This window comes from Anoxybacillus dikiliensis (assembly GCF_050613275.1).
Taxonomy (GTDB): Bacteria; Bacillota; Bacilli; order Bacillales; family Anoxybacillaceae; genus Anoxybacillus.
In genome coordinates, this window is record NZ_CP187112.1 from 334,948 (window position 1) to 355,696 (window position 20,749).

Here is a 20,749-nt window from a genome sequence, read left to right on the forward strand (position 1 = left end):
GAGGTGAAAGCAATGGCACTTGATTTAAGAGGTATTTCAAACGTTAATGAATTTTATAGCCATCATTATTTAGATTCCTTATTAGAAGGAGATTTAAAAGGACTCTTTAGTAAATGGAAAGAAGAAGACCAACGAACACCAGACAAAAAATTAGCAGGATTGGGAGGCGAATATTTTAAAGCGAAATCTAATGCGCTGAGTGAATCTAATCCTATTGATCGTTTAGAGTATACACAACCGTTTCATTATAAGCTATTAGAAGCATTAGGCTATTCCGTTCAACCGGATATTAAATACACCCATGAAGGAGTAGCTCTGCCACTCCTAAACGCAATTAAACGAGATGGTAATGAGTATTTGTGGATGATTCAAGCACCTTTCGTCACCGATGATTTGAATGTATTAGACCAGCAATTTGTATATAAAGTTATTGAAAACGAAGATATTAAGTGGTTCGAAGGAACAGTAGAAGAAGCGATTCAAGAAATGTTACGTTTGGAAGAGCCACCTAGATGGATAATGTTGTTAGCTGGTCAAAAAGTATATCTCATTGACCGTACGAAGTGGGGACAAGGTAAATATCTCCTTTTTGATTTAGATGAAATCTTCGGACGGAAGCAAGCTGACACTTTAAAAGCAACTGCTGCCTTGTTATCTAAAGATGCATTAGCACCTGAAGAAGGAAATATTCTACATGACGAGTTAGATGAGAAATCTCATAAACATGCTTTCTCCGTATCGGAGGACTTAAAATATGGAATTCGTCGAGCAGTCGAGTTGATCGGGAATGAGTATATCTACTACCGATCTCAAATTTCTAAAAAGAAGATTTACGGTGATGAAGAACTAGCTAAGAAGCTTACAAGAGAAGCTTTGATCTACTTATATCGACTACTATTCTTATTTTATGCAGAATCTCGTAGCGAAGAGCTAAACGTTGTACCGATGAAAAGTGAGGAGTATCGCCTAGGTTACAGCCTAGAATCATTACGTGAACTAGAGCAAGTTCCGTTAACAACCGAAGCTGCCCGTAATGGATACTTCTTGCATGAAAGTTTAAACACATTATTTAAAATCGTAAATGAAGGTTACGGAGAAGAACAAGAAGAGTTTGATTTTGAAAGAGGCCGCTATGTAGATGCTGGATTTGAAATTGAGGGATTACAAAGTCCATTGTTTGATCCGAAACAAACTCCGCTTCTTTCATCAGTCAAATTCCGTAACTTTGTTCTACAGGAGGTAATTCAGCTTCTATCTTTATCAAAAGAAGGAAGCAAACAACGAGGACGTATCAGTTATGCACAATTAGGAATTAACCAATTGGGAGCTGTTTATGAAGGTTTACTTTCTTACTCAGGTTTCTTTGCCCAAGAAACACTATATGAGGTAAAACCTGCAAATGTGAGTAGCACAGATGAAACAGGGCAATCTTATTTCGTACCAGAGTCAGAAATTGATCAATATAATGAGGACGAATTCGTCTATATCACAGATAGTGATGGTACAAAGAAACGGAAAAAGTATGAAAAAGGAAGTTTTATTTTCCGTTTAGCAGGTCGTGACCGAGAAAAAACAGCAAGTTATTATACACCAGAGGTATTAACAAAATCATTGGTCAAATACAGTTTAAAGGAATTGTTGAAAGACAAAACGGCCGATGAAATTTTACAACTAACAGTTTGCGAACCGGCAATGGGTAGCGGTGCATTCTTAAACGAGGCGATTAACCAATTAGCTGATGCTTACTTGGAACGCAAGCAGAAGGAACTTGGTGAAACGATTAGCACGGAAGACTATGCTCATGAGAGACAAAAAGTTAAGGCTTATATTGCTACTAATAATGTTTATGGAGTGGACTTAAATCCGACTGCTGTTGAGTTAGCGAAGGTTTCACTTTGGTTAAATACAATCTATAAAGGATCTAAAACACCATGGTTTTCTGCTCGATTAGCGGTTGGAAATAGCTTAATTGGTGCACGGAGACAAGTATTTCGGGCTGATGATTTAATTAGCGGGAAATGGCTAAATCAGGTCCCTACTAAAATATCTCTGACTGATGAACGTAATGAGGAATTTATATATCATTTTTTAGTTCCTGATAGTGGAATGATTCCTTTCGATAATGACGAAACTGTTCAAAACATTGCAAAGAGAGATATAGAAAAAATAAAGCAATGGCGTAACGAATTTATAAAAAAATTTGAACCCGAAGATATACAAACCTTAAAAAATATTTCTAAACGTATTGACAGTATATGGTTTAGACATGCTAGTAATCGCAAGTGGTTAATTGATTCTACTCGAGAGGCAATCAATGTGTGGGGACAACCATTGGATAGTGATATACAAAAATTATCAATTGAGGATAAGGAAGAGAAATTACACAAAGTTACAAACTCAGCAACTTCACCATATCGTGCGTTAAAAATGGTTATGGATTACTGGTGTGCATTATGGTTTTGGCCAATAGAAAAAGCAGATTTACTACCAACACGAGATGAATTTTTATTAGATATTTCTGCTATTCTAGATACTACACAAGGTTTTGGTTCCAATTTAGATGATTTAATCTCGAAAGTGGAACGACTATCAGTGGTTAAAGAGCTTAGCGATCGTATTAAGTTTTTTCATTGGGAACTTGAGTTTGCAGAAATATTTTTAAATAACCGTGGATTTGATTTAGTAGTCGGAAATCCACCATGGTTAAAAGTTGAATGGAACGAAAAGGATTTACTTTCAGATTTTAAACCTATAATTAATGTAAAGAGATTAAGTATTAATGAAGTTGATGTGTTAAAAAATGAACTTTTGCAAAATAGTGTTATCAAACGTGAATATTTAAATGAATACGTTACACAAACGGGAACTAAGAAGTTTTTAGGCGCAACACAAAATTATAATGTTCTATCAGGTACACAGGCTAATTTGTATAAGGTTTTTATCGTCCGTTCTATAGAATTACTTAATGATAATGGAATTTTAGGGTTATTAAATGACACAGGGTTATATAAGGATCCAAGGGGAGGAAAATTTAGGAGTTTTTTATATAATAGGCTTTTATATTTATTTGAGTTTATCAATCAATTAAACCTATTTCCTGAAGAAAGCTTAGGTCACGCAGGTACATTTTGTATAAACATACTATCTAAAAACTCAAAAGAAATATCCTTTGATTATATTTGTTCATTATATCATCCAAAAACTATTGATGAATGTTATACAAGCGATGGTTTAGGTACAATCCCAGGTACAAAAACTAGCGATGGTAAATGGAACTTAAATGGCCATAAGAGAAGGATTATCAATATTAATAAGGATAAACTCGAAGTTTTTTCACGTCTATTTAATAATAATTCCATTGATAGTTCGTCAACCATTTTACCAAACATATACAGCACTGAAGTTTTATCAGTATTACAAAAATTTCTAAGCCATGAAGAAAAATTATCAAATTTAGAAAATCAGTGTTTTATTACAACGATGTTCAATGAAACAGCTGCAAGAAGACAGAAGATTATAAAAAACGAGGTAATTGTTCCTACATCTTTAAAAGACGTAGTTTATTCAGGGCCACATTATTACGTTGGAACCCCGTTGAATAAACAGCCAAGAGAGAATTGTAAGAGTAAAGGGGATTATGAATCAATCGATTTAACAAAAATCAGTGAGGATTTCATTCCAAGAGTCGTTTATCGAACAACTAATTTAACAGAGAAAAGTATTCCTTTATATAAAAATAAAAAAATAACCGATTACTATAGGTATGTAAATAGAGCAATGGCACAACCTACAAATGAAAGGACGCTAATATCAGCAATCATACCTAAAGATGTGGTTCATACACATTCAACTACGTCAATTGTATTTGAAAGTTATGATAATCTATTGTATTTTGCTGGTTGTACACATTCTATTGTATATGATTTTATAATTAGGCTCTCTGGTAAATCAAATATATACTCTGATGCTCTAAGTATGTTACCTTTACCTAGGGTTTCTGAAAAACATAAAAAGTTAATATTGTCAAGAACTCTGAGGTTAAATTGTCTTACAAAACATTATAGTGAACTTTGGGAAAAAGTTTTTGAAGAAGATTTTAAAAATGATAGTTTTTTTAAAAATGATCATAGACTTTCAAGTTATAACCAATTGTCTAAAAAATGGGAGATTTCTTCACCGTTTAGAAACCCATATGAAAGACGATTGGCATTAATTGAGTTAGATGTTTTAGTAGGATTAGCTTTTGAATTAACTATTGACGAACTAATAACAATATATAATGTCCAATTCTCTACATTGAAGATTAATGATGAGGAAACCTATTATGATCAAAAGGGAAACATTGTATTTACAGTAAACAGAAATTATACCGATGTAGGTTTAAAACGTAAAGACTGGGAAAAGATTCGTTTCATTAATACCAGTGATGAGCTAGATGAGGAATTCAAATGTTTTGTTCCCCCGTTCCATAAATGTAATCGAGAGGAAGATATGCGTCAAGCATACGAATATTTCTCAAAAATTTTGAAGGAAAATAGCTAAGGAGGTTATCTAATGATTCCATCCGTTCTGGCAAATGAAATTAAGTGGACGGTGACGGATTATTTAGATACGACGTTTAGCTTTCAAGATGAACAATTAGGAGATCGATTGAAAGAGTTTTTGCTTGATCCAAAACATGGAATGTTTAAGGGGCCTTACTTATCTGTAAGGCTTCCTTTTCGTAAAGCAAAAGAAAGTGAGAGAAACTTAACCATTTTTCCATCTTTTACTCCTTATGTTCATCAATTGAAAGCATTTGAACGTCTATCTAGTGAGGGAAAAAATCCGCTCCCCACTCTTGTAACAACCGGAACTGGCTCAGGTAAAACGGAATGTTTTACATATCCCATTTTAAATCACTGTTATCACAATCGTGAAAAGGGAATTAAGGCTATTATTTTGTACCCGATGAATGCGTTAGCATCCGACCAAGCGAAACGGTTGGCAGAGATGATTCATAACGATGAACGGCTGCAGCATATTCGTGTTGGGATGTATGTAGGTGGTAATGGAACGTACAAAAAAATGGGACCTGACTATGTAATTGATGATCGAGAAACATTACGTGATAATCCGCCAGACATCTTATTGACAAACTATAAAATGTTAGATTATTTGCTAATACGGCCGGAAGACCGTTCTCTTTGGAGATATAACGAACCACACACATTAAAGTACCTAGTTTTGGACGAGCTACATACCTACGACGGAGCACAGGGATCAGATGTAGCAAATTTAATCCGTCGCTTAAAGGCAAGGTTAAACATTGAGCGCGGTCAAGTGGCTATGGTTGGTACATCTGCGACTATTGCAAGTGAAGATAAAGATTCTGTCCAAACATTAACAGAATTTGCAAGTACGATTTTCGGAGAGAAATTTGAGGCAGATAGTGTTATTTTAGAAGATCGTATCCAATTAAATGAATTTCTAAATGAATCAACAAATTACTACGAACTGCCGGATGATAAAGAAATATTAACACATGAAGCGGGGATGACCCAACAAGAGTATATTGAATCTCAAATGAACGTATGGTTTAAACAAAGCTTAGATCCTTTAGCACTAGGAGAAAAGTTGAAACAACATTACTTTTTACGTGTGTTGCTAGAAGGATTCCGAAATGAGATTGTAGATATTGAAGATTTGGTTCAACGATTGGTTAAACGTGATCCTGAGTTTGCTTCTAAGAATCCACAACGGCAAGAGGAAATTATTCATTCTTTTGTTTCATTAATTTCGTATGCGAAGATATTAGACGGAAAGAGAACAATCCCATTTTTGCAAGTGCAGGTGCAGCTCTGGATTCGAGAGATGAGAAGGTTGTTACGCAAGATTAGCAAAAAGCCTGAGTTTTTCTGGAAGGACGGTAGTAAGCAAGATAATGGTATTGGGCTACCAATGTACTATTGTAGAGAGTGCGGTCATTCAGGATGGTTAACATATCCGATTGACGGGAGCGGTCCTTTACAAAGGGATATTGTATCTATATATAACCGTTTTTTTGATCGACATCGTCATATGAGATATATGTATGTAGATGATGGGGAAGAAGTAATTGTAAATGATCAGCTGGAGTTTGCAGAGAAAGTATTCATTAATCCTAAGGATTTATCGCTTCATAATGAACAGGATGAAAATGAAACGTATGTCCCGGTTGTGATTCGAGAGGCAAAATTAACGACGGGTAAAGTTCCGAAAGACCGACACACTTGCCCGAAGTGTGATATAGATGATGCAATGGTTATTGTAGGTTCACAAGCAGCAAGTTTAGCTTCTGTAGCAATTAGCCATTTATATACATCTCCATTTAATGAGGATAAGAAGCTGTTAGTGTTTACAGATTCCGTGCAAGACGCTTCTCATCGTGCTAGCTTCTTCGAAAATCGGACGTATCGTTTCAATTTGCGTACAGCTATTCAAACAGCTTTGTTAGAAGCTACTGAACCAGTTACATTAGCAACACTACCGGCCTATTTTTATGAATTCTGGATGAAACGATTTAAAGAAGACGAGAGAATAAGAAATCCTGTTCAACATTTTGTGGCAACCTTTATGCCTCCCGATTTACGAGATGATCCAGAATATAAAAAGTTTATTAAGAGTAAAACAGAAATTTTGCCGAATGAACTGAAGGCTATACTGTATAAACGTCTTTCATGGGAGTTTATTATGGAGTATGGTCTCAACGCTAAAACTGGTCGAACTTTGGATAAGGTAAAGAGTTCTACTGTATTCGTTGCCCCAGATAAGATAGAACGTTTGACTGAAAAGGTTGTAACTTTATTGTCAGGTGATTATGGTACTTTAGGTGACTTTGGGGAAGAAAAGATTAAACAATTTTTATTAGGATTGTTTATGCGCCTTAAACATCGAGGTGGTATCCATCATATCTTTTTGAATACTTATCGTGCTGATAATAAAGGAAACAAATATTTATTATCTAAGGATAAACAGCCGCACATGTCACCATTGCCAGGTTCTATTCCTCATTTTTTAGCTGATGATAGAAGTAGTAACTTTGATTCGTTTATTACGGGTGGAAATATACATTCTTGGGCAGTGGATTGGATGCGCCGCAGTTTGTCTCATGTACTATCTATTAATCAAATTAACGAAATTTATTCGCATGTAGTAAGACTTGCACATGAAGTCGGTATTCTGGATGAAGTAACGAAAGGAAACTATCGTAACTATGGTTTGAAGCCAGAGGTAATGTATGTTACGACTGATGTTTCAGGTGTTCAGTGTAATGTATGTAATTATCGCTTAACAGTGCCTACCTTTCAAATGACAGAGTGGATTGGTGCAACATGTAGACGTTATCGTTGTAGCGGTCATTATGTTATGGATACTTCTGACCGTCAGAGTTATTATCGTAATTTATATGCAAAGGGAAATATTGAACGTATTTTTACAGAAGAACATACAGGTTTACTAGAACGTAAGAAGCGTGAAGAAGTCGAACGATTGTTTAAGTCTTCTAATGATGATAGAGTAGCCGATGCTCCTAATTTATTAACATGTACCCCTACATTAGAGATGGGTATTGATGTAGGAGATTTATCAGCAACAATGCTAAATTCAGTCCCTCCAGCAACAACAAATTATGTACAGCGAGTAGGACGTGCAGGTCGGAAAACAGGTAATGCACTTATTATTACAATGGCTAAGGCAGCTAAGCATGATTTGTATTTCTATGAGGAACCGCTGGCGATGATGGCAGGTAGTGTGGCTCCTCCTGGTAGTTATTTAGACGCTCCTGAGATACTGAAACGACATTTTTTAGCATTTTGCTTGGATACGTGGGCTCGGGATGATTATGCAGCAAGTAACTTACCTAATAAGGTACAAATCATGCTTACGCAATACAAAAAAGGAGAGTTTCCGTTTACTTTCCTAAAATTTTATGAAACCAATAAACAAGACTTAATTACAAAATTTGTTTCTCTTTATGATGGAACACTTTCTGCTTCAAATCAGGAAATGTTATTTGACTATGTGAATCGTGATGAACTTAAAACTTCAATCATTCATGTTATCGAGAAAACGGAAGCTCAACTGCAGAAGTTAAAGCGTATTTCAGCAAAGATAAGTACGGATTTAAGAAAATTGGAAGAAAACAGACTAACAATTGATGATTACGATATAAAAGTAAGAGAACTCGAAAATGAGCGAAGATTGCTTTTTAGGATGATGAATGAGATTAAAGAGCAGTATCCTCTTGAATTGTTTACAAATGAAGGATTGTTACCTAACTATGCTTTCCCAGAGACAGGAGTAAAGCTTAAGGCTTTTATCAAAAAACGAAGGGCAAAACAGGATGAAGAACCTTATGAAGTATTAGAATGGGTAAGACCTGCAAAAGCAGCAATTAAGGAGTTTGCACCATATAATACTTTCTATGGTTCTAGAAGAAAAATAACAATAGATCAGTTGGATACAGGCGGTATTAATCATTCAAAAATTGAAACATGGAAGTTCTGCAGTCAATGCTCCCACATGGAACTTGTTACAGAATCCCATTATAAAACTTCTTGTCCTGTTTGTGGTAGTTCATCCTGGGCAGATATTGGACAAAATCGTGATATGTTGAGACTGGACTTTGTCCAGGCAAATACAGATGATGTAATTAGTTCAACAGTCGATGAAGCAGATGAACGAGAAGCTCATCGTTATCATATTAAACATTTCTTCGATATTAAGCCGGAAAATTGGGGAAAAGCATACGTAATTGATAATATTCCGTTTGGTTACGAGTACTTGAAAGAAGTAAAGTTACGTGAGATAAACTTTGGTTTTCAACAGCAGTTAGGCAAGAAAATGGATATAGCTGGAGAGGAAGTTTCACGCGAAGGGTTTAAAGTATGTAAAGATTGTGGTATTGTGCAGAAACCAAAATTTATCGATGGAAAAGACCCAAAACACCGTTTTAACTGTAAATACAATAGACCAAATGAAGATGAAAAAGATGCTTGGACTGATTTGGTTTTATATAGGGAAGTTACATCAGAAGCAATTCGAATATTGCTGCCTATCTCTACAATACAAAACGGTGAAAAACTCTATACGTTTAAAGCATGCTTAGAGCTAGGATTGCGCAAATGGTACCGTGGAAATCCAGGGCATTTAGTAGTAAAAGAACATGTTGAACCTGTGCAAGGGGAACAATATGGAAAGCGTCATTTTCTCATTATTTATGATGAGGTTCCAGGTGGGACAGGCTATCTGAAAAATCTTGTTGAAACAAATACGTTTTTAGATGTCCTGGAAAAAGCATACGAAGCGCTTATAACATGTGATTGCGCAAATGATGAGCATCGTGACGGTTGCTATAAATGTTTATATGCTTACCAGAATCAATATGAAATTGATGTTATTTCAAGAAGGCTAGGCATTCAGTTATTAAAACAAATTTTAAATCAAAAAGATCGTTTAACTCCAACTGCAACGTTATCTAATGTAGCTATTGAAAGTGTAGTAGAAAGTGAACTTGAGGATAGCTTTATAGGGAAGATAAAAGATTATGTTGATTCGCTCGGAGAGAAAGCTTCATGGAGGCAAGTCATTTTTGAAGGTAAATTATCCTATGAATTAACATTAAAGAATGGAAATCAATGGAGGATAGTGCCACAGGTAACGTTCAATCAAACAAATGGAGTAGGTGTAGCAAGCAAGCCGGATTTTGTATTTTATCCAATCCAGCCAAATAAAAATATAAAACCTGTTGCTGTATTTACAGACGGATTTAAATATCATGTAAAGCCTGATGAGCCTAGAGGAAACGTAGGTGATGATGTAAGAAAACGCATGGCGATTCGTGACTCTGGCAATTTCATAACGTGGACAATTACATGGGAAGATGTAGAAACGTTTAAAGAGAATGAGGTTAAGAGTTTAACGGATTCGTTATTGCTAACAGAACCAATGCATAAAAAGTTAGAAAGTTTTAAAAAGCGACTTGCTATGCCATTAGACGATTACTTGTGGAAACAGAACAAAATTTCACAGCTTATTCAATATTTAGAGCATCCTAATATTGAATATTGGGAGCAATATGCTTTCTTAATCGCTCTTTCTAGTTTTGAAAACAGGTTGATTGATGCCGGGGCAGCAAAAGAGAAAATCATCTATATAGGAAGTAGTATTGAAAGACCGGATCTTAATGTGTCTAATCAAGTTAATAAAGGAAACAGTGGATATGTAGTAAGAAATACGATTTCAGAAAGTCCTAATTTAATTAGTTTTATTACATTTCCCATAACAGTGGTACAACATCTAATGGTTCTTATGCAAAATCCAAATCACAAGTTTTCTGTACGCGGAGTAGAAGGAATTGTTCGGTTAGAAGATGAACTAACTATACGCAACAGCGAAGATTTTAAGCGTCTCTGGAACGAATTTTGGAGACTTGTGAACTTAATTCAGTTCCTTCCTAATGTTACTGTAGTAACTAAAGAGTTGATTGAGGAATATGGAAGTGACTTCTTAGTAGAATCAGTTGACGAAGAAGTGCAAATTCCTGAAGAATGGAACGAAATTATTGAAAATGTAGACGAATCTTGCGTTAAGTCTCTAAAAGAATTAGCTAGAGAGCGAGTGTCTATTCCGATTGTTGGTTACGAAATTTCCAATGAAAGAGGAATAATTGGAGAATTAGAACTTGCTTGGGAAGAAAAAAGAACTGGAATTATACTAGATGATGACGAGGTAGTCATCGAATGGTTAAAGAAACAAAATTGGAATATTTTCTTTGCTGAAGAATTGGAAGGAAATATTTCTAAACTCAAAGATGTTCTGATGTAGAAAGGGGGAGGGACTGAGTGCCAAAAGTAGCAATCAGTGCGGAATTTCTAAAGGCCATGTCTAATATTCCAAAATCTGAGCAGAAAAAAGTTAGAGAGTTTACAGAAAAATTTCGTAACGATCCTACACAAGCGAGTATTAATTATGAACCGATTCATGGTGCGAAAGATAAAAAAGTAAGAACCGTACGAATCGGTCTAGATTATCGAGCTGTTGTAATCCACCCACCTAAAGGAGATGTTTATCTCCTTGTTTGGGTGGACCATCACGATGAAGCGATGAGATGGGCTAAAAATAAAGTGTTCGAAGTTAATAGTGAAACGGGTGCTCTTCAAATCATTGATACAGAGTTTATCGAAAAAAAACAGGAAGAGATAGTTCCAAACGAAAAGACTGAGGTTAATGAGCCCGGGTTATTTGATCACCTTACTGATAAGCAGCTACAACAATTAGGAGTACCCAAACTTCTTTTACCATCAGTTCGCTTGCTTAAAAATGATGATGAATTGGATGAATTTAAAGAGCACCTACCAGATGAGGCATATGAGGGACTATTATCTATTGCTGCAGGGATTTCTTTTGAGGAAACGCTACAGGAGCTTGGACATGATCAATTCCAGAAAGTAGATACAGAAGACTTCCTAAAGGCTTTAGACAATCCGGATACCAAACGGAGATTTGCAGCAGTTGAATCTAGTGAGGAACTTATGGAAATGTTAAATGCACCACTTGAAAAGTGGCGCGTATTCCTTCATCCAAGTCAGGAAAAAATTGCAAAAGGAAATTACAATGGTCCTGTGCGAGTACTGGGCGGTGCCGGTACAGGTAAAACGGTAGTAGCTATGCACCGTGCTAAATATTTGTTAGAGCATGTATACACAAAATCAGCAGATAAGATTTTATTTGTCACATATACTTCTAACCTTGCAAAAGCAATTAAACAGCAATTACATTCAATTATTTCGGAACGAGATAGAAAAAGGGTAGACGTGACCACTGTTCATAGCCTTGCAGCAAAACTACTCCGACAATTTGACTCTGGATTTCGGACAATAAACAAGGAAACGAGCGAAACGGTAGAAGAGGCTTGGAAGATGGCTGTTTCTATGGATGAGTTAGGTTTTGATGAGTCGTTTTACCGTGAAGAATGGGAAGATGTTGTACAAGCAAATGGAATATCAACAGAAAGGGAATACCTAACTGTTAAGCGAATCGGTAGAGGGACTAGAATTAACAGATTACAAAGAAAACAAATTTGGAAGGTATTCGAAGATTACCGTAGTTTCTTGAATAGACATCAAATTAAAGAGTGGGTAGATATTGTTAGGGAAGCGAGATTATTAGTTGAAAATGGTCAATTAACATTGCCTTACCAATCTGTTATCGTAGATGAAGCACAAGATTTACACCCGGAAGATTATAAATTTATTCGTGCAATTATTCCTGAAGCACCAAATGATATTTTTATAGTAGGTGATGCTCATCAACGTATTTATAAAAACAAGGTAGTATTAAGCCAATGTGGTATTAATGTTCGTGGTGCTAGATCTAAAAAACTAAAAATTAATTACCGAACTACGGAACAAATTAGAAAGTGGGCCATATCTATTCTTAGTAATGAGAGCTTTGATGACCTGGATGGTGGAATTGATGACCAAAAGGGATACAAATCTTTATTACAAGGATGCCATCCTGAAATCGTTCACTTCAATACTCTGGAGGAAGAATTACAATTTATCCAAGACTTTATTCAATCGGCTATCCTAAAGGGAGTAGAACTTGCGAATATTTGTATAGTAGCACGTTCCAACAAGCTTCTAGAGTCTGTATATGCACCTATGTTAGAGAAAAACAATATACAGTATAAAATTATTGATCCAAATATTATTGACGAAGGTGAAGGCGTTCGCCTAGCAACCATGCACCGCGTAAAAGGATTAGAATTCTCACACGTTATCATTGCATCGGTTAACGAAGGAATAGTCCCACCTAAAACCTTATTAAATAAAATGCACGATGAGATTTCTCGAAATGACGCTATATTAAGAGAGCGATCACTATTGTATGTAGCAGCTACACGTGCACGCGATTATTTGCTAGTAACTTCTTATGGTGTAAGAAGTTCCTTATTAAATTAGTGTTATAGAAAATATCGTGGTACCCGTGGTGCTATATACATCCAAATTGACATTTTAACCTCTGATTCACGCAGCACACCCGATGCGGCGTAACACCTCATCTGGGTGCTGTAAGACGTGCTGTTCAAACCGAGTAATCGACTGGGCGATGTCTTTTTGATCTCTATGCAAGACGTTAGCAATGACTTCATCTTTTAGCCACTTCCATAGCCGTTCAATAGGGTTTAACTGTGGGGAATACGGTGGCAAAAAGATAAAGTGAAAAGTAGCACCTTCTTGACTATCAAGGAATGCTCGCACCATCTTGGCATAATGAATACGCGCGTTGTCCAACACAAGCACGATGAATCGATTCGCATATTTCTCTTTCAACAGATGTAAAAAGTCTAGAAACGTCTCGGCATTGGCAGACGAAGCACGATGAAACACGACGTCCCCTTGTTGCACGTCGACTGCGCCAAAAATGGAAACGTGAGCGTGGTGACCGTAGCTCGGGACTTGTTTTTGGTTGCCTACTTCTGCCCATGTCGTACGAAGCGCTTGATAGGCGCGAACATGCGTCTCATCGACATGAAGCAAAACGATTTCTTCCGTGATTAGTTTTTTTTTATAAACTCGAGTTCTTTTTCAAAGGCTGCTTGACGCACTGGATCGCCTTTGACGAGCTTATAGGTCGGGCGTGTCCATGACAAGCGAAGACGATGCAATAACTTTCGGATGCCTTCCCGTGACATCGAAACGCCATAAGTTTGTTGGATGTAAGATTGCAATATACGTGTGTTCCATGACGAAGAAATGCCCCAGCCGACATCCACAGGGGTGGTGGTTAACACAAGTTGTCTGATCTCCTGTTGTTGTTCTTCCGTCAGAAATGGCACGCGACCAGGTGGCAAGCGACGATCGAGTAAATGATCGAGCCCACCTTCATTAAAACGTGCCACATAAAGTGCAACCGATTGACGGCATAGATTAACCATTTTTGCGACATCTTTTCCAAGAAACCCTTCCATGACGAGACGAACGGCAGTCACCCGAACACGAAGGGAAGCATCTTTGATTTTCCGTTCTTGTTTCCGAAGTGTTCGAGGTGTCCAACCGTGATCATTTGTAATTTTAAGACGTTTCATGTCCTTTCCGCTCCTTTTACACATGAGTATTTAGGAGCAGTATAACCATGGAAAAAGGTGTTCATACAGAAGTCATCATCTTAAAGTGCATGTATATAGGGGAATATTAAGTATCGATTGTATAATTAAAGTTTTGAAATCATTGTTTGCTAATATCAGGAATGGATAGGTGCGATAAAATTGTTATTTAGGGGGTGGAGAAAATATCAACTTTAAAAGAGCAAATTATTGAGCTATTAAAAATTGAGGATGGTTTAACCGATAGGGAAATCACTGACAGGATAAAGGGGAGGGGAGAACCACAGCAAAGTGTTAATATAACGTGCAGGAATATGGAATCAAAAGGAATAATTAAACGTATCAGAGGACAAGATGTCAAGGCCGATTATTTTTTCCCCGAAATCGCCGGTTTAAAATTCCCCAGAAGGACCTTTCATTGATCCTTCTGTTTTTCTTCTTGGAGCCTCTTTTCCCGTAATCGATAGCTTTCCCCCTTTAGGTTGAAAATGATGGAATGATGCAGTAATCGATCTAACATCGCGGTCGCCAATACCGAGTCTCCCACGATTTCTCCCCATTCCCCAAAGCTTTTGTTGGAGGTGAGGATAATCGGGGCATGCTCGTACCGCCGGGCGATCACTTGAAATAAGTAATGAGCGCTGTTCGGGTCCAGTTTTAGATACCCCATTTCATCAATAATGAGAACGGTTGGCTTCACAAACATGCGAAGCTTTTTTTCCAGCTTTCCTTCCTGGTCGGCTTTTCTTAACTGAGTGACCAAATCATGGGCGGTAATAAAATACGTTTTATACCCTCTTGCGATCGCCTCCATTCCAATCGAAATAGCCAGATGTGTCTTCCCAATCCCCGGTGGACCGAGAAAGAGGATATTTTCTTTCCGGTCAATAAAGGACAACGTAAGCAGTTCTCGAATCCGGCGCTCATCCACCGAAGGCTGCGCGGTAAAATCAAACGTATCGATCGTCTTGCGATATGGCAGTTTGGACAGTTTGATGAGCGTTTGGATCGATCGTTCCTGTTTTTCGATGATTTCCGCCTCTAATAAGCGGAATAAAAACTCCGAATATGGTATATTATGAGTAGCTGCGTATTCTGTCATGGCGGACCATCGCTCTGCCATGACAGGCAAATGAAGACGGTGGCAATACTCGTGTATTTGTTCTTTCATGAGCTTTCCCCTCGCAGGAACGTGTCATAAACGGACAATGGACGAGTATCCACTTCCACCGAAACAGGCGAAATGGTGACGGCCGTTTCCGTCTGTTTCTTTTTGATTTTTTCGGCGAATGAAATCACTTTTTTCTGTTGGTTCAAGTAAGAAATCTCCTCCCCTCGATAATACAATCGAATATCCCCATTTAATCGCTCCTTCACCAGAATTTCTTTGCCCGCATACTCCGCCGATAGAAGCCATTGTTCCCCTTTGTAAGAGAAACTGCCATCCCAATGCACCTTCCGATAGGAAAGATAGCTCGTATCGTAATCGTTCAACGGGAGAGGTTTCAGCTGTTCCTCTGCCCAACGCTCTTGCGGAGGAATGCCGGTAGTGGCGTTTGGCTTCCGATTCGCCACTTGATCGAGCCAACGATGTAAAAGGAAATTTAATTCCTCGATGCTTTCAAACGCTGTCCCCACATAGAAGTGATCCATGATATACTGAATGGCTCGTTCGACTTTTCCCTTTGTCTGGGCCCGGTAAGGCCGGCACACTTTTGGAATAAATCCGTAGTAACTCGCAAATTCAGAAAATCGTTGATTCCATTTCACCACTCCTTGTTCCCGGCCGTCTGTAACGGTCTTCATATTGTCAAATAACACCTTCTTCGGAACCCCGCCAAAGTACTTGAAGCTCTGAATCAGGCATTCCATTAAGTGTTCCTGGTCCTGGCTGGTCGTAAATACCGCGTATTTCATCCGCGAATAGCCTAATGTGGCCACAAATAGCGATAACTTGACTTTTCTCCCTTCGATTATCACCTCCCCGACTTCTTTCCAATCGACTTGCATTTGTTCACCAGGAAGCGTTTCATAACGAACGGTGTATTTCTTTTTCGCCGTTTCTCGGAAAGGTTTTATATAGTCCTTTAAAATCGTCTTTCCTCCTGTATAGCCCTGTTGTCGAATTTCGAAAAATAACTTTTCGCTATTGAACACCCCATCCTCTAACATTCGTTTTTGAAGATACTCTTTAAATGGATCTAACTTGCTTTTTCTTTGTTTTCGCTTAGATTTGGAAGGGGGATTGGGGGAGTGAATATATTTTCGAACGGTTTTCCGATCAATCCCCAACTCCCTCGCAATATCGGAAATACTCATTCCCCTTTCGTACATCTCTTTGATCATAAAAAATTCCCCTCTCGTAATCATGAACCATAGCTCCTCTCGTTGACACTATGGTTCTATTGTAAGTGGGGAATTTTATTCCGGCTATATTGGGGATTTTATCATCGGCTTTAACACAAGATGGGTTAATTAGGAACTACTTAGGTGATTTTAAATTTGAATTTGAGAAAAAAGAATTTAAATCCTCTAAAAAAGACGGATTGTCTGAAGACGAAATTAAAGAAATATTAAATAATTATCTTATTTCTAATGGTTGGAGCACCCAGGTTGCATGGGGAAAGAGTCAAGGTATTGATATTGATGCGTTCAAAGGTAAAGAAAGGTGGATAATTGAAGTTAAGGGTTGTGGCTCGCGAAGTGCGATGAGAGTAAACTACTTTTTAGCTATTTTAGGGGAAACGCTTCAAAGGATGAGTGATCCGAATGCAAAATATAGCATAGCTCTACCTGATATGAAGCAATATCGTAATCTATGGGAACGTTTACCTCGTCTTGCAAAAGAAAGAACTGGAATATCTATTATATTTGTAAATGAAGATAAACAGATTGAAGAAGTAAAATAATCTGAATTAATTATTATGCTATTAAACTAAATGGCGTAAAAGACTTAACCTTTACAAAAGGTCCTATCCTGTAAAACTCGATCCGATTTTTATTGGATCGGGTTTTTTATTGGAACTAAAATGTTTCAATGCCAAAAAACAAACTAGCCGACTAAACTGAGTCAGCTGGTTTGTTTTGACTTGCAGAGCTTTAATAAATGTTGGGAATCAATAAAAAATAAGCTGCGTAAACTGAAATAATAGTATATAGTAAGTACCTGAATCCGTGACAAAACATCTTTACAATGGTCGCAAACCGTTGATACGATAAGGGAAAACGACGTTGACGATTCTTCATCAAGTAGGTGATATGATGAAAGATTTCCCGATTCGGTTTGTATTGACAGATGAAGCGATTACCCCAAGTGCTGGGCTTGCTCTCGTTGGCTACTTACTCCATCGAACGAAACTGGATAAACGGGTAAACGCCCTTCGGCTCCCAACGGTTCGTCGAGATGTGCACATTTCCCATAGCGACGTCATTCGCTCGATGATCGGCTTGCTTGCCACAGGAAAAACGGATTTTGATCATATCGAAGCGTATCGTCAGGACGATATCTTTTCGACATCAATGGGCATTCGGCACGTACCTTCCTCCCCAACGTTGCGACAGCGTCTCGATCAGCTCGCTTGTCTTCCGATGACCGAAACCATCATTTGGGAGGAATCGATGCGTCTGTTGGTTCGACAACACGCTACCTTGTCCCCTTGTTGGGCGAAAGGGAAAACGACATGGCTTCCCCTTGATATAGATGCTTCCCCATTTGACAACTCCGATACGAAGAAAGAAGGAGTGAGTCGAACGTATAAAGGATTTGACGGTTTTACGCCGTTGTTTGCGTACGCAGGGAAGGAAGGGTATATCGTTCATGCCGAGCTGCGTCCAGGGAAACAACATGTACAAGACAACATGCCTTCGTTTTTAACTACCGCCATCCGTCGAGCTCGTCCGCTGACCTCGTCTCGTCTGCTTGTCCGCATGGATGCAGGAAACGATGCGGAAGCGAATGTGCACGTATGTCTAAAGGAAGACGTGGACTTTGTCATCAAGCGAAACTTACGCCGAGAATCGAAAGCGCTTTGGTTCCAGATCGCTTCGCAAAAGGGCAGACGCATCGATGATGGACAAACCGAAGGAGTACAAACGTATGAGTTATGCCTTCCACAGACCGCAGCAATCGATGGACACACGTATACGTACGTTCAAGTCACCCAAGTGACGGAACGGACGATGGAACGCAATGGACAGCTGATGCTCGTTCCTGATTATGAAGTGGAAAGCTATTGGGTGCGGCTCAAAGGATACGAGCATGTTCGAATGAGCGATGTGCTCGCGTTGTATCATGACCATGCGACATGCGAACAGTTTCATAGCGAACTGAAGAGCGACTTAGATTTAGAGCGGCTTCCATCTGGGAAGATGAAAACGAATGCGCTCGTGTTGGTCATGGGAGCATTCGTGTACAACCTTCTTCGTCTGATTGGACAAGATCTATTAAGCGATCCGAGACATCCGTTGCACCACAAAGTGAAACGCCGTCGCATCAAGACGATTATTCAGACGGTGATCACGATGGCAGGGCGACTCGTCCGTCGATCACGACAGATCTGGATGTAACTGACGCGAAGGAGTGGCTATAGCGAGCCCCTACTGAACGTCTATCAGAAATGGAGAGAGGCAAGATAACGAACGAATGTTCGAGTGCTGATGTCCAACGTCACTCCCTGGGCTTTTTTGTCTATTTTTTGGTTCGTATACCTAAAAAAGAGATTTGTTCCATTTTCGGAAATAGAGATGACATAGGTCATAAGCATAAAAAGGGTTTTATGGATTATCAATCCATCAAAATTACAACAAAATCAAAGTCGATTTCAATTCATCACGGATTCAGGCAATATTTAATTCGGAAAATCCTTGTTTAATTTCCCGCATCTCTCTTTTTTCGGTTTTTGGGTAGTGATATAATCAATTGAAAGAACAAGTTGAGGTGATGGAGATGGAATGGCAGGAAGTGCGTTCATTGTATCCGAACCAATTTGTGAAATTACAGGTATTGAAGTCTCATTTACAGGGTGATCAGGAAATCATTGAAGAGGTGGCTGTCATTGGAACGGTTTCGGATGAGGATGCAACTTGTGAGTTACTGCAATCAAAAGGGGATCAGCTTGTTTATCACACTAGTCACGAGGAGATTGTCTTAAAAGTTCGTGGAACGATTGGCCTGAGAGGGAAATTTCGTTATGCAGATTGAATATCGTGATGGGTTGTTGTTTACATCGATAGAAATTGTTTATCAAGGAAGGTCTAAGTTGGTTAATAATATGGTCATTGATACTGGTGCTGTTAAAACATTGATTTCTCAAAATGCAGTAGAGGATATTGATTTGCGAGTAGAGATGGGCGATCATATTGTTACTTATTATGGAATCGGTGGAAAAGAGCACGCATTTACGAAGAAATTGGACTCTATTAAATTAGGTTCTTTTCAACTGATAGAGTATGAGATTGATTTTAGTGGGATGGACTATGATGGGATTAACGGTTTGTTAGGATTAGATATATTGCTAGACGCTGGACTTGTCCTAGACCTGGACAAATTAGAAATGTATCGTTCCGGTCAAAAATAAAGGATAAACCCGTGGTGCTAGATAAAGATCATTGAACATAAAAATAACCCTTGCACGAAACTGTCCTTTAAAATGAAAGTGCGATCTAACATTTGAAAGGAGAAGTTCCATGCAAGAGCACTTTCATTTTACAACAAACAAAGCCAAAATTCAAAAACAATATGCCGCCATTTTATCGATTGTGATCACACAGTTGTCTTATATCGAACCACATTTGAAACGACGCAATCGGCACTTGTTGAAGCAAACCGATGCGGTCATCATTGCTATCCATGTGCTCGGGAAGCTTTTCGGATTCACATCGGAGCGAGCGTGGCATCGTTTTATCGTTGGAAACTTATTCACGAAATATTCCCTGAACGTTCTCGATACAACCGTCGATGTCGCTCGTTGCGTTGGGCGATCAAATGGATTCGATACCAACTCGCCAAAGGTGGACAACATCACGCCTATGCCGTCGTGGACAGTTTACCGATCGAGCTATGTCACTATGCGCGTGCTTCGCGTGTCAAACGTTTTCGGGATGTGGCGGATATCGGATATTGTGCTTCTAAGAAAATGTTCTTTTATGGATTTAAGTTACACATCCAGATCACCGAACGATCGCTTCCGATGGGATATGTGGTCACGGCTGCTTCGTATCACGATCGAATCGTGGCAGAAGAAGTCATGACTCAACTTCCGCATCCTTACACGTTAGGAGATAAAGGATACGTCAGTCAACCATTACAAGAGAAGCTTTATCGTGAATATGGGATTGCGTTCTGGACACCATCTCGCAAAAATCAATGCACGGTTTCGCCGAAAAAGTGGGCACAGTGGATGCGTCGAAAACGTAAAATCGCGGAAACCACTTTTTCTGTTCTTACCGATCTATTTCGTCTTACTGCCATCCGTGCCAATAGCGTCGATGGGTTTGAAACAGCACTAGATGGCATTTTATTTCCTGCCTCAAACTTTGCGTAAAACTATAGTTTAACGAAAAATTCTCCTCAAGTTTTTGGCTTAAAAGTGAAAGCCCCTTAGCCTGGTGTTTCATCATCTT

General features: G+C 38.5%; 10 protein-coding genes and 2 pseudogenes. 8 read left to right on the plus strand and 4 right to left on the minus strand.

Annotated features, from left to right (window positions below):
* Positions 1-12: 12 nt before the first annotated feature.
* The 3 genes from ACPF7I_RS01870 to ACPF7I_RS01880 are packed head-to-tail and all read left to right on the plus strand — an operon-like array spanning position 13 to position 12,983.
* On the plus strand, positions 13-4,542 hold the full coding sequence (locus ACPF7I_RS01870) for an Eco57I restriction-modification methylase domain-containing protein (RefSeq protein WP_430745158.1): 4,530 nt from the start codon (positions 13-15) through the stop codon (positions 4,540-4,542).
* Between the two features lie 12 nt (positions 4,543-4,554).
* A complete protein-coding gene (locus ACPF7I_RS01875; RefSeq protein WP_430745157.1) occupies positions 4,555-10,845 on the plus strand; it encodes a DEAD/DEAH box helicase in 6,291 nt (2,096 codons plus the stop codon).
* Positions 10,846-10,862: 17 nt separating this feature from the next.
* The gene (locus ACPF7I_RS01880) at positions 10,863-12,983 is read left to right on the plus strand and encodes a UvrD-helicase domain-containing protein (RefSeq protein WP_430745156.1); all 2,121 of its coding nucleotides are present in this window, start codon (positions 10,863-10,865) and stop codon (positions 12,981-12,983) included.
* A 66-nt stretch (positions 12,984-13,049) separates the two neighbouring features.
* Here ACPF7I_RS01880 and ACPF7I_RS01885 read toward each other — a convergent pair whose 3' ends face one another.
* The 4 genes from ACPF7I_RS01885 to istA all read right to left on the minus strand — a co-directional run bounded on the left by ACPF7I_RS01885 (position 13,050) and on the right by istA (position 16,498).
* Entirely contained in the window at positions 13,050-13,562 is a 513-nt protein-coding gene (locus tag ACPF7I_RS01885; RefSeq protein WP_128999662.1) for an IS630 family transposase, read from the minus strand.
* Positions 13,563-13,579: 17 nt separating this feature from the next.
* Complete coding sequence (locus ACPF7I_RS01890; protein ID WP_430744046.1) at positions 13,580-14,110, minus strand: helix-turn-helix domain-containing protein; 531 nt, start codon at positions 14,108-14,110, stop codon at positions 13,580-13,582.
* A 433-nt stretch (positions 14,111-14,543) separates the two neighbouring features.
* Positions 14,544-15,299 carry an IS21-like element IS5376 family helper ATPase IstB gene (istB, locus tag ACPF7I_RS01895; protein ID WP_430745154.1) on the minus strand — a complete coding sequence of 252 codons (756 nt, stop codon included), beginning with the start codon at positions 15,297-15,299 and terminating at the stop codon, positions 14,544-14,546.
* Positions 15,296-16,498: an IS21 family transposase gene (istA, locus tag ACPF7I_RS01900; protein WP_430745153.1), complete on the minus strand. Its 1,203-nt coding sequence runs from the start codon at positions 16,496-16,498 to the stop codon at positions 15,296-15,298. The genes istB and istA overlap by 4 nt, the downstream gene beginning before the upstream one ends.
* Before the next feature lie 41 nt (positions 16,499-16,539).
* On the opposite strand from istA, the gene ACPF7I_RS01905 reads away from it, so the two are divergent.
* The 5 genes and pseudogenes from ACPF7I_RS01905 to ACPF7I_RS01925 all read left to right on the plus strand — a co-directional run bounded on the left by ACPF7I_RS01905 (position 16,540) and on the right by ACPF7I_RS01925 (position 20,670).
* Complete coding sequence (locus tag ACPF7I_RS01905; RefSeq protein ID WP_430745152.1) at positions 16,540-17,037, plus strand: MarR family transcriptional regulator; 498 nt, start codon at positions 16,540-16,542, stop codon at positions 17,035-17,037.
* Positions 17,038-17,389: 352 nt separating this feature from the next.
* A pseudogene (locus tag ACPF7I_RS01910) lies at positions 17,390-18,763 on the plus strand (IS1380 family transposase).
* Between the two features lie 310 nt (positions 18,764-19,073).
* Positions 19,074-19,328, plus strand: a complete 255-nt coding sequence (locus tag ACPF7I_RS01915) for a hypothetical protein (protein WP_430745150.1) — start codon at positions 19,074-19,076, stop codon at positions 19,326-19,328.
* Positions 19,318-19,704, plus strand: coding sequence for a retropepsin-like aspartic protease (locus ACPF7I_RS01920; RefSeq protein ID WP_111646634.1), 387 nt, complete (start codon positions 19,318-19,320; stop codon positions 19,702-19,704). Before ACPF7I_RS01915 ends, ACPF7I_RS01920 begins: the two co-directional genes overlap by 11 nt.
* Before the next feature lie 109 nt (positions 19,705-19,813).
* Positions 19,814-20,670: pseudogene (locus ACPF7I_RS01925) on the plus strand (IS982 family transposase).
* Positions 20,671-20,749: the final 79 nt, after the last annotated feature.

Excerpts from the sequence above, each read along its gene's own strand:
- ACPF7I_RS01890 (WP_430744046.1), bottom strand. The coding sequence starts at position 14,110 with ATGAAACGTCTTAAAATTACAAATGATCACGGTTGGACACCTCGAACA.
- ACPF7I_RS01915 (WP_430745150.1), top strand. The coding sequence starts at position 19,074 with ATGGAATGGCAGGAAGTGCGTTCATTGTATCCGAACCAATTTGTGAAA.
- istA (WP_430745153.1), bottom strand. The coding sequence starts at position 16,498 with ATGATTACGAGAGGGGAATTTTTTATGATCAAAGAGATGTACGAAAGG.
- istB (WP_430745154.1), bottom strand. The coding sequence starts at position 15,299 with ATGAAAGAACAAATACACGAGTATTGCCACCGTCTTCATTTGCCTGTC.
- ACPF7I_RS01920 (WP_111646634.1), top strand. The coding sequence starts at position 19,318 with ATGCAGATTGAATATCGTGATGGGTTGTTGTTTACATCGATAGAAATT.
- ACPF7I_RS01875 (WP_430745157.1), top strand. The coding sequence starts at position 4,555 with ATGATTCCATCCGTTCTGGCAAATGAAATTAAGTGGACGGTGACGGAT.
- ACPF7I_RS01870 (WP_430745158.1), top strand. The coding sequence starts at position 13 with ATGGCACTTGATTTAAGAGGTATTTCAAACGTTAATGAATTTTATAGC.